This is a genomic window from Serratia sp. TSA_198.1 (assembly GCF_052686505.1).
In genome coordinates, this window is record NZ_JBQZFP010000001.1 from 1,154,079 (window position 1) to 1,168,995 (window position 14,917).

Sequence of the window (14,917 nt, forward strand, 5' to 3'; positions counted from 1 at the left end):
GTTGGCCTCCGTATCAGAACTGCAAGTGTTCTGCGCGCACAATCATCGCCAGACCGGAAGAGAGCTGCACACGTACGCCATCTTTAGCGATTTCAAGTACGGTTGCATCCATCGCGCTCTGGCCTGCTCTGACTTTGATTTCTTGGCCAATTTGCAGTTTAGAGATATCCGTGACTGGCACATGACGCTGCTGGCTTTCCTCTTTTGCTGCACGAGGTTGACGAGCTTGCTGTGGGCGAGTTTGTGGGCGCGGCTTGCGGTTCTCCGGTGTAGCTCCGCCTTCGCGACGCGCAGCAGGTTTTTTACCGGCTGGACGTGGACGGCGTGGCTCGGCATCGGCTGATTCACCGGCAGCTTCACGTTTTTTGGCATTTTGTTCGGCACGCTGTGCCTGAACGCGCGCTTTGGCTTCTTCAAGCTGTTGGCGGGCATGATCGACATGCTGCTGTTCCAGCTCACCGCACGGATTACCGTCCAGATCGACGCGCTGCGCGCCAACTTTGACACCGTACAGATAACGCCAGCTTGAGGTGTACAGGCGCAGTGCAGAACGTAATTGCGTTTTGCTTAAGCTTTCTTCCCCCTGAACACGCTCTACCAGATCTTGAAAAATACCGATTTTCAACGGGCGAGCTTCGCCCTCGGCGCTAAAGCAGAGCGGAAAACGCTCGGCAAGAAAAGCAATGACTTCTTTACTAGAGTTCAACTTAGGTTGATTTTCCATGAAATTTCCTGATTACAACGGGTTGCCAACAAGCCACAGGCATGAACAGGCGTCATTATAATGACGTCATCGGTAAATGCCACGTTAACCGTAGATCAACTTGCCGTCACAGTGATGTATTTCGCACTATCACAGTGTTCCAGTTGCACGCAAAGCCCCGCCACCACTGCTTCCAGGCCCTGTTGGTCCTGTTCGTCGAAACGTTGATAAACTGTGCTGTCGATATCAAGAACGCCGATGATCTGACCGCTAACCCGCAGCGGCAGTACGATTTCCGCATTACTGGCCGCGTCGCAGGCGATGTGGCCAGGGAACGCGTGGACGTCGCCAACGCGCTGCACGCGATTTTCCGCCACTGCGGTTCCACATACGCCCTTGCCCACCGGAATGCGCACGCAGGCGATTTTCCCCTGGAACGGACCGAGCACCAGTTGGTTGCCGTCCATCAGGTAAAAGCCGGCCCAATTGACGTCGTCGAGACGCTCATTAATCAACGCGCTGGCGTTGGACAGTGCGGCAATGAAGTTGGTTTCCCCGTCGAGCAGCGCACTCAAATCGCGTTTTAATTCCGCGTAGAATTCTTCTTTTGTCATTAGTTAACCATGGTTATCTGTTCCCGTGCCGAATAGAGAGCGAAACACAGGAACCAGTCATAATGTATGCAAGCGGCAATAGATTTGATTTTCTATTGTATATCATGCAGGTAGTTTCGCTGTCTTGCCATTTTCCTGTCGGCTTGCCCCCAGCATAATTGCTATTGCGTCGCGTTGTCCAAAGCAATCATGAGACGTTTTGAAACAGGGAGTTAGCGCAAGGAACGACGGGTCAACCGCCATGAACTTTATTCTTTTAATATCAATGCATTGGTAGTTATGACGTTCAACGACGCTCAATGTCACCCCTTCATTGCCCTGCCGGCAGCCCGCAAATGGCCGCCGTGGCTATAATGAAGCCATGTCCAGAAAGGCCACCCCAGAAAACGCAGTGACGATCGCCGGTCCGCATTGTGCTTCCTACAAAAAATGCGTATAGCCATCGGGTTATTCATCTGTTGCTTCACAAACCCCTGCCGGGCAAGGTATGTTTGCCTCGCAGAAACCCTGTTTACCGCGCCGCGCGTTACCCGAAGCGGGTTACAGCAGGTTTATTTTTCAGCCACGCTACCCCTCCGGCGGGCTTTAGAGCAGCTTTGTCATGATGAAAATACACGCGATCACCGGCCCTCTTTCCAAAGCACGCCACCAGCGCTGTTGCGAATGCGACCTGCTGTTCGTGTTGCCGCCGCTGAACGGCAATCAAGCCGCTTACTGCCCGCGCTGCAATGCTAAAGTGGTGCATGGCCGCGACTGGTCGATGACCCGCCTGACCGCCATGGCGGTCGCCATGCTGTTGCTGATGCCGTTCGCCTTCAGCGAACCCTTGATCAGCATCCGCCTGTTAGGCACCCGCATCGACGCCAGCCTGCTGGAAGGCATCTGGCAGATGAGTCGCCAGGGCGATCCCCTTACCGCCAGCATGGTCGCATTCTGTACCCTGGGTGCCCCGCTGACGTTGGCGCTGTCGCTGCTTTATCTGCGTTTCGGGCACGCGTTCGGCATGAATTTGCGTCCGGTATTATTGATGCTGGAACGGTTGAAAGAATGGGTGATGCTCGATATTTATCTGATCGGCATGGCGGTGGCGGCGATCAAAGTCAAAGAGTATGCCGATATCCAGGCCGGCAGCGCGCTGATCGCCTACCTGTCGCTCACTCTGCTCAGCATCCTGACCCTGATCCACGTCAATCTGGAACAGCTGTGGGAACGTTATTACCCGCAGGAACAACCGGAAGGCCCGCCGGCGGCGCTGTATGTGTGCCTGTCGTGCCATTTCACCGGTTATCCGGACGAGCGGGGACGCTGCCCGCGCTGCCATATTCCCATGTGTCATCGCCAGCCCTATAGCCTGCAAAAAACCTGGGCGGCGCTGATTGCGGCGATGATCTTGCTGATCCCGGCCAACCTGCTGCCAATTTCAATCGTCTACGCCAACGGCGCACGATTGGAAGACACCATTTTCTCCGGGGTAGTGTCGCTGGCGACCTCCGGCAACGCCCCGATCGCCGCTATCGTTTTTATCGCCAGCGTGCTGGTCCCCTTCACCAAAGTCATAGTGCTGATCACCCTGCTGTTCAGCATACACTTCAAGACCTCGCACAGCCTGAAGACGCGCATTCGTCTGCTGCGGCTGGTCACCTGGATCGGTCGCTGGTCCATGCTCGATCTGTTCGTTATTGCCTTAATGATGTCGCTGGTGAATCGCGACCAACTGTTATCTTTTACTATGGGGCCGGCAGCCTTTTACTTTGGTTCTGCGGTCATTTTAACTATTCTTGCCGTAGAGTGGCTGGATAGCCGATTGATTTGGGATGCACATGCAACAGGAAACGCCGAATACACCGACTGAAGCGCGGGTCAAAAACAAGCGCCGCATTTCGCCATTCTGGTTACTGCCGTTTATCGCCCTGCTGATCGCGGGGTGGTTGGTTTATACCAACTTTCAGGAACGCGGCAGCACGGTCACCATCGATTTCCAGTCTGCGGCGGGCATCGTCGCGGGCCGTACTCCTGTGCGCTATCAGGGGGTGGAAGTCGGCACAGTGCAGTCCATCAGCCTGAGCAAGGATCTGCGCAGCATTGTGGTTGAAGCCAGCATCAAGAGCGATCTGGAAGACTCGCTGCGCGAAGGCACCCAATTCTGGCTGGTTACGCCAAAGGCTTCACTGGCCGGGATATCCGGTCTGGACGCGCTGGTCGGCGGTAACTACATCGGTATGATGCCGGGCAGCGGCAAAGAGCAAACCCATTTCACCGCACTCGATACCCAGCCCAAATACCGTCTGAATACCGGTGAACTGATGATTCACCTGCATGCCGACGACCTCGGTTCGCTCAATACCGGTTCGCTGGTGTATTACCGTAAAATTCCGGTCGGCAAAGTCTACGACTACACCATCGCCGAAGGTAATAAGGGCGTCACTGTCGACGTGCTGATCGACCGCCGCTTCGCCAATCTGGTGAAAGGTAACAGCCGCTTCTGGAATGTTTCAGGCTTTAAGGGCGATTTCAGCCTGGCGGGCGCCTCGGTGCAGGTTGAGAGCCTGGCGGCGCTGGTCAACGGCGCAATCGCCTTTGACTCGCCGCCGGACGGCCAGCAAGCCAAGGCCGACCAAAGCTATGACCTGTACCCGGATCTGGCGCACAGCCAACGCGGCGTGAACATTACGCTTGATCTGCCGAGCGGCAATAACCTCAGCGAGAACCGCACCCCACTGATTTACCAGGGGCTGCAGGTGGGCACCCTGACCAAGCTGACGCTGCAGCAGGACAGTAAGGTCAGCGGCGAACTGACTGTCGATCCCTCGGTGGTGGATCTGATGCGCAGCGGAACGCGTATTGTGATGCGCAGCCCGCGCCTCAGCCTTAACGACGCTAAAATCAGCCAACTGCTGACCGGCAATACCCTGGAACTGGTGCCGGGCGACGGTGAACCGCAGCAGCATTTCAACGTACTCGACAGCAGCGAAACCCTGCTGCAACAGCCGGGTGTGCTGACCGTAACGCTCAACGCCCCGCAAAGCTACGGCATCGACGTAGGGCAGCCGCTGATTGTGCATGGAGTTAAAGTCGGCCAGGTGATGAGCCGCGCATTGACCGACAGCGGCGTAGTATTTACCGCCGCCGTCGAAGCCCAATACCGCCGTCTGCTGCATAAAGACAGCAAATTCGTGGTCAACAGCCGCGTCGACGTCAAGCTGGGGATCGACGGCATGGAAGTGCTGGGTGCCAGCGCGCAAGAGTGGCTGGACGGTGGCGTACGCATCATCCCCGGCAGCAAGGGCGAGCCGGTTGGCCAGTATCCGCTGTATGCCAACGCCGAGAAGGCCGAAGCCGGCATTATCGGCAACAGCCCAACGCCAACCCTTACGCTGAACGCCGTCAGCCTGCCGGACGTGCAGACCGGCTCGGTGGTGCTGTACCGCAAATTCCAGGTGGGCGAGATTGTTAACGTTCGCCCGAAAGCCAACGAGTTTGAGGTGGACGTCTATATCAGCCCGGAATACCGCAAACTGCTGACCAGCGAAAGCATCTTTTGGGCCGAAGGCGGCGCCAAGGTGCAACTGAACGGCAGCGGCCTGACGGTACAAGCTTCGCCGCTCAACCGGGCGTTGAAAGGCGCCATCAGCTTCGACAATCTGCAGGGCGTGACGCTGGATAAAGGCGCCAAACGCGTACTGTATGCCAATGAAACCGCCGCCCGCGCGGTAGGCAGCCAGATTGTCCTGAGAACTTACGATGCCAGCAAGCTGTCGCCCGGCATGCCGTTGCGTTATCTCGGCATCGATATTGGCCAGGTGGATTCGCTTAAACTGGCGCCGGAGCGCAATGAAGTGCTGGCCAAGGCGGTGCTGTATCCGGAATACGTACAGACCTTCGCGCGTCTGGGCAGCCGTTTCTCCGTAGTGTCGCCGGAAATTTCCGCCGCGGGGGTCAGCAACCTCGATACGCTGCTGCAGCCGTATATCAACGTTGAACCAGGCCGCGGCCGCGAACTGCGCAGCTTCGAACTGCAGGAAGCCAGCATCACCGACTCACGCTATCTGGACGGCCTGAGCGTGATCCTCGACGCAGCGGAAACCGGCTCGTTGCAAGTCGGCACGCCGGTGCTGTTCCGTGGCATGGAAGTAGGCACCATCACCGGTTTCTATCTCGGCGCCATGTCCGATCGCGTTCACGTTGCGCTGCGCATCAGCAAGAAATATCAGCACCTGGTGCGCAACAATAGCGTGTTCTGGCTGGCCTCCGGCTACAACTTGCAGTTTGGCCTGACCGGCGGCGTGATCAAGAGCGGCACCTTCCAGCAGTTCATCCGCGGCGGCATTGCCTTCGCCACCCCGCCAACCATTCCGCTGGCGCCTAAATCGACGCCGAACAAGCACTTCATGCTGAATGCGGAAGAGCCGAAAGACTGGAAAGAATGGGGTACCGCAATCCCAAGGGATTAAGCGCGTAACCCAATGCCGGCAGGGGGCCCCACTCCCCCTGTCGGCCCGTTTTATGCTAGAATCCCGCCCTTATTTCGATTGCTGCCAGAGAGCTCGCCCCGTGGCCAAACCTGCCTCCGTTTTTTTGCCTCCCGCGTTTCTCGACGCGACGCGCGCCATTATGCCCGCCGAACTGTCGATGGACGATTTTATAGCCGCCTGCCAACGCCCGCTGCGCCGCAGCCTGAGGGTCAATACGTTGAAGATCAGCGTCGCCGATTTTCAGGCGTTGGTACAAGATTATGACTGGCGGCTGGAGCCCATTCCCTGGTGTGCGGAAGGTTTTTGGATCGAGCGTGAGGATGAAGAGTTGCGGCTTGGCAGCGCGGCGGAGCACCTGAGCGGCCTGTTTTACATTCAGGAAGCCAGTTCAATGCTGCCCGTCAGCGCCCTGTTCGCCGATCGGGAAAAACCGCGTCGGGTGCTGGACGTCGCCGCCGCCCCGGGCTCCAAAACCACCCAGATTGCCGCGCTGATGAACAATCAGGGCGGTATCGTGGCCAACGAATACTCAGCCAGCCGGGTTAAAGTCCTTCACGCCAACATCAGCCGCTGTGGCGTAAAAAACGTCGCGCTGACCCACTTTGACGGCCGGGTGTTCGGCGCGGCGCTGCCGGAAAGCTTTGATGCCATTTTGCTGGACGCCCCCTGCTCCGGCGAAGGCGTGGTGCGCAAAGATCCGGACGCCATGAGCAACTGGTCGCCGGAAAGCGTTACCGCTATTGCGGCAACCCAACGCGAACTGATCGACAGCGCTTTCCATGCACTGGCCCCAGGCGGCGTCATGGTCTACTCCACCTGCACGCTCAACGCACAGGAAAATCAACAAATCGTCAACGGCCTGCTGGCGGCGTATGGCGATGCGGTGAGCATTGAACCGCTGGGCGAGCTGTTCCCCGGTGCGGAAAAGGCGCTAACCGCCGAAGGTTTCCTGCATGTTTTCCCGCAGATCTACGACAGCGAGGGGTTCTTCGTGGCACGCCTGCGCAAGAACCACTCTGTTACCCCGTTGCCGAAACCGAGTTACAAGCTGGGCAAATTCCCGTTCACCCCGCTTTCCGGCAAGGATTCGGCCGTGGTTAGCCAGGCCGCTGCGGCCTCCGGCCTCACCTGGGATGAAACCAGCCGATTGTGGGCGCGCGATAAAGAGATCTGGCTGTTCCCTGCCGAACTGGAGGCGCTGATCAGCAAAGTGCGCTTCTCGCGTATTGGGGTGAAGCTGGCAGAGTCTTTCCCTAAAGGGTATCGCTGGCAGCATGAAGCCGTCATCGCGCTGGCCACCGCCGACGGCAAACAGCGTTTCGAGCTGGACGCCGCGCTGGCGCAAGAGTGGTATCACGGTCGCGATCTGTATCCGGAAACACCGCCGCAGAGCGATGAATGCATAGTGACCTACCAACAGCAGCCGCTGGGTATCGCCAAACGCATCGGCAGCCGGATTAAAAACAATCTGCCGCGCGAACTGGTCCGCGACGGCGCTTTGGATTTCCATCAATAATGTATAAGTTGGCCGGGAAATCCCGGCCAATTAATACCGTTAATAATATTCCTAACGGTAAGTATTACCCTTCTAATGATTCTACGTTTACGACATTGCGCTTCCCAGACTGCGCAATATTGATACCTTTCAAAATAAAGAAAATTTTTAGCCCCCCCCACCAAGACAATTCTGAATTCTTATCCTATTAATTAACCTATAAAGAAATTAATGCGTTCAGCCTTTCCGGATGGCGCTTTGCGGATCTCTCTGGCACAGCAAGGAACAAAAAATGAAAAAAACTCTGGTGGCATTGGCCTCGGTAGCAACCCTGCTGTGCGCAAACGGCGCAGCCCATGCAGCAGGCACCATTCAGGGCAACCTGGGGGTGACGTTAACCATCGGCGCAGGTTGCGTAGTGGGTGGCGGAAACAGCAGCGGCTCAGTCAATGATTTTGGCTCCATCAGCTTCGGCACCTACTCCTCGCTTGCAAATATTATCGACGCCAGCGCAACCGGTTCCGGCGGCGCAGGCACGCTGTCGCTGACCTGTACCAGCGGGACCGACTATACCGTAGCGCTGGACAACGGACTGCACGTGACCTCCGGCACTCAGCGCCGCATGGCCAGCGCCGCCGGCGCCTTTATCAATTACAACCTCTACCAGGATCAAGCCCGCGCTACCGCCTGGGGCAGCGGCGCCAACGCCCGAACCGGCACCGGCACCGGCGCGGCAGTTCCTCTGATTGTCTATGGCCGTGTCCCGGCTGCGGGCAGCACTCCGGCGGCCGATACCTATAACGATACCGTGACGATGACGGTAACCTGGTAAGGGTGCGGCAGGCGGTTTTCGGTTGCGGATTACTGACGTTAAGTCTGGCGGTTTATGCCGATAGCAAAACCGCCAATATTGGCGTCAGCGCCACTCTGCTGAATGCGTGCGAAGCCGGCAGCAGCTCGGGGGGCAACGTCAGCTTCGGCTCGCTGAACTTTGGCACGGTGTATTTTCTCACTACCGCCGTCAGCGTAGCCGGGCAACAAAATGCCGGCGCCATCCGCGTAAAATGCAACAACGGTACCAGCTACAACGTGCTGCTCAGCGGTGGGCAAAGCGGCAACACCGCAGCCCGTTACATGCAAAGCGCCGCCAGTCAGCGGGTAAACTACAACCTGTATACCAACAGCGCCCATAGCGTCATTTGGGATAACCTGAACGGGGTGTCGCAAACCGCTAACGGCCAGGATAACTGGTTGCCGGTGTATGGCATGATCCCGGTGCAATCCACCCCGCCGGTCGGCAGCTACACCGATACCGTACAGGTGACCATCAATTGGTAAAGGCAATGCGCATTTCAGCCTGCGGGCTGCTGCTCGGGATGACGGCGGCCCCGGTAATCGGTGACACCGGCGTCAACGACTTGCAAAAGAGCACGCCGTTTACCGTCAATGCGACGGTAGTGAAAGGTTGCGTCTTGGGCAGCGGCAACAGCGATGTCACCACCTTCGGCACCCTCAGCTTTGGTCAGATCTCTTCGTTGGCCAGCAATGTCAGCATCGTTTCCAGCGCCGGGGCCGGTTCAGTGCTGCTACGTTGCAACCCGGGCCTGAGCGTCACGCTGGCGCTTGGCATCGGCAACAACATCACCGGTTCCATCTCCGCAGGGCGCAAACTAAAAAATACCCTGACCACGGAGACGCTGCTTTATCAACTCTACCAGGACAACAACTACTCCACGCCGTGGGGCGATGGCGGCAACGGCGGCACTGCGCAAGTGATCGCCGCCACCGGCAGCACTCAGGAAATAAAAGTTTATGCCCGTTTGTTTTCGGCCAGTACCTTGCCCACCAGTGGCACTTACAACGATACGGTCTTACTGACGGTAACTTATTAAGTATTTTGAATAAGGATTTAGCTATGCGTATCCCCTTCCGTCTGCCGTTGACGGCAGCGTTGCTGTTTGTCGGCCAGCAACAGGCACTGGCCGCAGCGTCGATTCTGATTTGGCCCATCGATCCGGTGATTGAAGATCAACAACCCGCCACGGCGCTGTGGTTGGAAAACCGCGACACTAAACCGGTCTATATGCAGGTACGGGTGCTTGGCTGGAGGCAAATCGACGGCAAAGACGATTACAGTAACCAAAGCGAGGTGATCGCCAGCCCGCCGGTCGCTTCGATAGCGCCGGGCAAGCGCCAACTGATCCGGCTGATTAAGCAGACCCCGCCGCCCGCCGGCCAGGAACGCGCCTACCGCATTCTGATTGATGAAGTGCCGGTAAAAGAAAACGACAGTTCATCCACGCCCGCCGGCGCCCAGATGGGGTTGAAATTCCAGATGCGTTATTCCGTGCCGCTGTTTGTCAGCGGCCAGGGCGTCTGGACCAAGCCGGACTCTGAAAAACCGCGCGACTACGCCACCGCCAACCAACCGCAACTCAGCTACCGGCTATTGCAGCAAAGCAGCCAACGTTGGCTGGAGGTGCGTAATCAGGGCATCGTGCACGCACGCATCTCCAAAGTGACGATACAGGGAAAAACGCTCAATGCCGGGTTGATGGGTTACGTGTTGCCCGGTTCGCAAATGCGCTTTGCCGTGCCGCCTTCAGGCAGTTTCAGCAGCGGTAAACTGCAGGCCACGGTCAATGACAATAAACAACCGATAACCTTCTCGTCTTACTGAGTTTCACATGCGGTTAACAGGGACGCCGTCACTCAGGAGCAACGGATTCGGGCTGAAGCCGTTGGCATTCGCCATACTCTGCGCGGTGGCCACGCCGTGGGCGCCGCTGGCGCACGCCGATGATTTGCCGCCGCCGCCCAGCGCCATCAGCATGCCGGATACCACCCTGTATCTGGAGCCGGTGGTCAATGGCCGCCAGACCGGCAAAGTGGTGCCGGTGAACTACCGTGGCGGCCACTATTACCTCACGCCGCAGCAATTGATCGACGCCGGTCTGCCGGTGACGGACAAGCAGGCAAAAGAAATTGCGGTCGATCTGTTGAAGCAGGTGGATGTCACTTACAGCGGCGAAACCCAGCAATTGCTGATCAACATCCCCAACGACTGGCTGCCCAAACAAAAATTCAACGCGCAGAATCCGCTGGATCGCCTGCCGGCGCAAAGCAGCCTCGGCCTGCTGTTCAATTACGACGTTTACGCCAGCCAAAGCAACGTCAACGGCCAGCCGGGCTACCTTTCCGCCTGGAGCGAACAGCGGCTGTTTGACGGTTTTGGCGTGGTGGCGAACACCGGCATTTTCCGTGGAAGCTTTAACCGATCCAGCAGCGATAGCCAGGAGAGCCGTTATATTCGCTACGACAGCCAGTGGCGTTACACGGATGATGAGCGTCTGCTCAGCTATACCGCCGGCGATCTCACCACCGGTTCACTGCCCTGGAGCAGCGCCGTGCGTATTGGCGGCATCCAACTGGCGCGTAATTTTACCGCCCGCCCAGACCTGATCACCTATCCGCTGCCGCAGTTTTCCGGCCAGGCGGCGGTGCCCAGCAGCGTCGATCTGTATATCAACAGCTATAAAAACAGCACCACCAGCGTCAATCCCGGCCCCTTCACCCTGGATACGGTGCCGTACATCAACGGCGCCGGCGAAGCCAGAGTGGTCACCACCGACGCTCTTGGCCGCCAGGTCAGCACCCTGGTGCCGTTTTATGTCGCCAGCAACCTGTTGCAGGCCGGCATGAGCGACTTTAGCCTGTCCACCGGTGCCCTGCGCCGCAATTATGGTTTGAATTCAGCCGATTACGGCCAGTGGGTTGCAACCGGCAGCGGGCGTTACGGCGTCACGGATTGGTTGACGATGGAAGGCCGCGCCGAAGCGGCGGCGGAACTGGCGGTGGGCGGTGCAGGTGCCGATATCCGCCTCGGCCAGTGGGGCGTGCTCAACGCGTCGTACAGCTACAGCCAAGCCGGCGACAGCGCGTTTAACGATTATCACCCTTCGCGGCAGATGAACTATTACGATCCGCTGACCGGCAAATCGCTGCCGCAGCCCGATCAACAGCCGGTCTACCAATATACCCGTAACCGGGGCGATCAAAGCAGCATCGGCTACACCTACAGCAACCGGTATTTCAGCCTCAATGCCCAGCGCGTCCTGCGTAGCGCGGGCTTTGGCGATATTTCGGTGTATAAAAGCGACTACCGCCTGAGCCGCCGTACCGATCAACTCACCGGCAGCCTCGGCCTTGGCCGCGCCGGCAGCATTGGCGCCGGCTATTTCGACGTGCGTGACGCTATCGGCACGCGCACCCGGCTGGTCAACTTCTCCTACAGCCTGTCGTTATGGCGTAACATGAGCCTGTATGCCTCGGTCAACCGGGAGATCGGCAGCAGCGGTTACAGCACCCAGCTACAGCTCTCCATTCCCTTCGACAGTTGGGGCACCGCCAGCGTCAGCGCTTCCCGCGACAACAACAATCGGTGGAGCGAACGCGTCAGCTACAGCCGCGCCGCACCGACCGACGGCGGCCTGGGCTGGAACCTGGCCTACGCGGACGGACAAGCCAGCAACAGCTACCGTCAGGCCGACATGACCTGGCGCACCCGCTTGCTCGAGGCCCGCGCCGGGATGTACGGCAACAGCGATGACTATACCCGCTGGGGAGAAGTGAGCGGTTCGCTGGTCATGATGAAAAGCGATCTCTACGCCACCAACACCATCAACGACGCCTTCGCGCTGGTCTCAACCCAGGGCTATCCGGACATTCCGGTGCGCTATGAAAATCAGTTGATCGGCGTGACCAACGCCAAAGGCTATCTGCTGGTGCCGACCGTGACCTCGTATTACCACGCCAAATTCCAGATCGACCCGCTCAATTTGCCTGCGGACGTTGCCATTCCTACCGTCGAGAAAACTGTGGCGATCCGCGATCACAGCGGTTTCCTGGTCGATTTTCCGGTCCAGCAGATCGCCGCCGCCGACGTCAAACTGGTCGATGCGCAAGGCAAACCGCTGGCCAACGGCAGTGAGGTTGCAGTTATCGGCGGCAGTCAACGCAGCTATGTCGGTTGGGACGGCATGGCCTATCTGGATCCGGTGCAGCAGCACAACCGGTTGAGCGTTATCCCCGCAGACGGTGGCGCACCTTGTCAGGCGCAGTTCAGCCTGACAAAAACGCAGGGCATCCAGAGCATCGGGCCGATCGTTTGCCAGTAACCCATTATGGAGAAAGATATGATTCGGGGATTCAAAGCGATATTACTGACGCTGATGCTTCTGGCAAGCCAGCGGGCGTTGGCTGACTGCGCCACCACCAATGGCAGCGTGACGCTGCCTGGCGGCAGCTCTTTTACCGTCTACAACGGCCAGACTAGCGCCCAGGGCACCGCCGGGTTGAACTGCACCGGCCTCGGCCTGTCGTTGCTGTCGCAAAACACCGTAACGGTGAAAATCACCTCGACCACCCACAATATGGCGATAGCCAACGCCGACGGCTCCGGCGATCAAATTCCGTACCTGATTTACCCCGATTCGAATTACCAATACGCGTATAGCGTCGGGCAAACCATCGATTACAGCTCATTGAACCTGCTGTCGCTGATCCTCATCTCCTCCAACGTCAATTTCCCGCTGTATGTCAGGACCACCGCCGGGGCTAACGTGCGCTCAGGCACCTATACCGATACCGTCAACCTGACCTGGAACTACCACATCTGCGGCCTGGGCGTGCTCGGTCTGTGTATCTGGTGGGACGGCGTCAACAAGCTCAGTACCGTGACCATTACCGCCGTGATCACCAAAGACTGCCTGATTGGCACCGCGCAGAACGTCAATTTTGGCAGTATGGCGCTGGTGGGCCAGTTTAACCCGGTGAACCAGAGCATCACCCTTACCTGCACCAAAACCGAGGGTTACAACACCTATTTCACCAACGGCAATAACCCGGTCACCGGCTGGCGGCAGATGAAAAACGGCACCAGCAATTTTATGCAGTATCAAATTTACCTGCCCAATACCACCACCGTCTGGGACAGCACCAACAAACAAAGCGGTGCCGGTACCGGTCTGGCGCAGAGCATTCCCTATCTGGCGGTGATTAACTCTGCGCAAACCGAAAAGCCGGTCGGCGCCTATCAGGACAATCTCAGCTTTGTCGTGGAATATTAGCCTTATGCGCTAGTCGCTTGCGGCTATTGTTGCCAGTTTGTATTTTTTATGTGGCATTTTTTGCTCATTTGGCTATGCTCATAGAGGTGACCCTAACTGGTCATACCTCATACCAGAAGATCGAGCAAGGAGTTCCAATGGGCAAAACCGTGGTAAAAATAGGCAGTTTTGAGGTTGATGATGCGCATTTGTCCTCCTCGTCCGAGCAGGCCGGCACGCTGACCATCCCCTGCAAGTCGGATCCCGACCTGTGCATGCAATTAGACGGTTGGGATGAACAGACCAGCATTCCGGCGACGCTGGATGGCAAGCATTCGCTGCTGTTTAAGCAGCATTACGATCGGCAATCCGATGCCTGGGTGATGCGGCTGGCATGAACAACGATGAACTGAAAAACGCGCCGTGTACCGCAAGGAACACGGCGCGTTTTTTATGTGATGGCGATACCGCGACCGGCGAAGAAACGGCCAAAACGGCTCAGCGGCAGCGTTACCTGTTGGCGCGTGGCTTGGCTGTCACCGGAAGGATTGTGAAAGGTCACGTTCTCGGCCTCAACCGCGGTGACCAGCACCAGATGGCCTCCCCGCTGCGGCGGGTGCCGATCGGGCTGGCGAATGCCTGGGTGCACCGAAGCCATAAAATAGCGTCGCTGCGCCAGCAATTGCGGCAACGCCTCCACGTCGAGGCCGACCCGCACCTCGGCGTCCAACGCAAACTGCTCACGCACATAGTCGACGAAGGGTGCGTAGATCAGCCCTTTGATGCGTTCGCCTTCACGCACATAGGCACCGTACGGCAGGCTGCGGCGCGCCAGCTCCAACACCGGCGGCGCATCGCCGTCACGGTGGCTCAGGACCATTTTCAGGCAGGCCATGCCGCAAACGTGATTGGCCCATTCGATATATTCCGCCCGATCGCGCGCCCCGCTGCGCGCCCAGTTGACGTCTTGCGCCAATGTCGCACGCCCGGCAATCAGATCGGCCGCCAGTTCAGGCGTCGCCCATTGGCAAACGTAGGGGACCGCGCTCGTCAAATCAGAAAATCTCTATCACTTTGAAATTCATCAGCACCAGCGTCATATCCGGCGAAAACAGGTCGTACTCTTCAAAGAAACTCTGCAGCTCTTTACGCCAGTAAGCCAATGAACGATCGCCTTCCCCTTCGGCATAGGCATGCGCTTCATCAACCTGATCGTAGGTTTTCATCTCCACGGTGGTCAGTTCTACCGCACAGATCGGAACATTTTTACCGTCAACGACCACAAACACGTCGCCGGCCAGCGGGATACCTTCCCCGTCAAGATTGGAACAGGTGGCGGTCTTGGTACCATTGAGGATCAGCTTGACCACATCATCAGCCTGCTGCTCGGTGTTGCCGAACGCCCAACGCTCGGTGTTCTCATATTTCTTTGGAATTGCGTCTGCCATTGCCTTACCTTATTAAATGAATCATTGTGCAGAGAGAATAGTACAACGTATTCCCCGCCGCCTGCACCTGCCGAATTC

Annotated in this window: 14 protein-coding genes; 10 read left to right on the forward strand and 4 right to left on the reverse strand. The window is 57.8% G+C overall.

The annotated features are described in order from the left end of the window. Positions 1-13 precede the first annotated feature (13 nt). Both proQ and ACUTSW_RS05430 read right to left on the reverse strand, forming a co-directional pair. Entirely contained in the window at positions 14-724 is a 711-nt protein-coding gene (proQ, locus tag ACUTSW_RS05425) for an RNA chaperone ProQ (protein WP_062870611.1), read from the reverse strand. Positions 725-819: 95 nt separating this feature from the next. Further along, a complete protein-coding gene (locus ACUTSW_RS05430) occupies positions 820-1,317 on the reverse strand; it encodes a GAF domain-containing protein (protein WP_004943516.1) in 498 nt (165 codons plus the stop codon). A gap of 604 nt (positions 1,318-1,921) precedes the next feature. Between ACUTSW_RS05430 and yebS the strand changes: the two genes are divergently transcribed. From yebS to ACUTSW_RS05480, 10 genes are all read left to right on the forward strand, one after another. Beyond that, a complete protein-coding gene (yebS, locus tag ACUTSW_RS05435; RefSeq protein ID WP_445584448.1) occupies positions 1,922-3,169 on the forward strand; it encodes a membrane integrity lipid transport subunit YebS in 1,248 nt (415 codons plus the stop codon). Further along, positions 3,138-5,768, forward strand: coding sequence for a PqiB family protein (locus ACUTSW_RS05440; RefSeq protein ID WP_197927398.1), 2,631 nt, complete (start codon positions 3,138-3,140; stop codon positions 5,766-5,768). The genes yebS and ACUTSW_RS05440 overlap by 32 nt, the downstream gene beginning before the upstream one ends. A 100-nt stretch (positions 5,769-5,868) precedes the next feature. Beyond that, positions 5,869-7,305, forward strand: a complete 1,437-nt coding sequence (gene rsmF, locus ACUTSW_RS05445) for a 16S rRNA (cytosine(1407)-C(5))-methyltransferase RsmF (protein ID WP_445583877.1) — start codon at positions 5,869-5,871, stop codon at positions 7,303-7,305. Between the two features lie 271 nt (positions 7,306-7,576). Then, a complete protein-coding gene (locus ACUTSW_RS05450; RefSeq protein WP_004943503.1) occupies positions 7,577-8,116 on the forward strand; it encodes a Csu type fimbrial protein in 540 nt (179 codons plus the stop codon). Between the two features lie 2 nt (positions 8,117-8,118). After that, on the forward strand, positions 8,119-8,622 hold the full coding sequence (locus ACUTSW_RS05455; protein ID WP_445583878.1) for a Csu type fimbrial protein: 504 nt from the start codon (positions 8,119-8,121) through the stop codon (positions 8,620-8,622). Positions 8,623-8,627: 5 nt separating this feature from the next. After that, positions 8,628-9,176 (forward strand): Csu type fimbrial protein, encoded by a 549-nt coding sequence (locus ACUTSW_RS05460; protein ID WP_062870607.1) that lies wholly within the window; start codon positions 8,628-8,630, stop codon positions 9,174-9,176. A 23-nt stretch (positions 9,177-9,199) separates the two neighbouring features. Continuing rightward, positions 9,200-9,964, forward strand: a complete 765-nt coding sequence (locus tag ACUTSW_RS05465; protein ID WP_445583879.1) for a fimbrial biogenesis chaperone — start codon at positions 9,200-9,202, stop codon at positions 9,962-9,964. A 7-nt stretch (positions 9,965-9,971) separates the two neighbouring features. Continuing rightward, positions 9,972-12,461 (forward strand): fimbria/pilus outer membrane usher protein, encoded by a 2,490-nt coding sequence (locus ACUTSW_RS05470; protein WP_445583880.1) that lies wholly within the window; start codon positions 9,972-9,974, stop codon positions 12,459-12,461. 18 nt (positions 12,462-12,479) lie between these two features. Beyond that, the gene (locus ACUTSW_RS05475; protein WP_445583881.1) at positions 12,480-13,412 is read left to right on the forward strand and encodes a Csu type fimbrial protein; all 933 of its coding nucleotides are present in this window, start codon (positions 12,480-12,482) and stop codon (positions 13,410-13,412) included. Positions 13,413-13,549: 137 nt separating this feature from the next. Continuing rightward, positions 13,550-13,789, forward strand: a complete 240-nt coding sequence (locus tag ACUTSW_RS05480) for a DUF1480 family protein (RefSeq protein ID WP_445583882.1) — start codon at positions 13,550-13,552, stop codon at positions 13,787-13,789. 53 nt (positions 13,790-13,842) lie between these two features. On the opposite strand, the gene ACUTSW_RS05485 is transcribed toward ACUTSW_RS05480, so the two are convergent. Then, positions 13,843-14,445, reverse strand: coding sequence for a C39 family peptidase (locus tag ACUTSW_RS05485; protein WP_445583883.1), 603 nt, complete (start codon positions 14,443-14,445; stop codon positions 13,843-13,845). Position 14,446: 1 nt separating this feature from the next. Continuing rightward, the gene (locus tag ACUTSW_RS05490) at positions 14,447-14,839 is read right to left on the reverse strand and encodes an ASCH domain-containing protein (protein ID WP_445583884.1); all 393 of its coding nucleotides are present in this window, start codon (positions 14,837-14,839) and stop codon (positions 14,447-14,449) included. Positions 14,840-14,917: the final 78 nt, after the last annotated feature.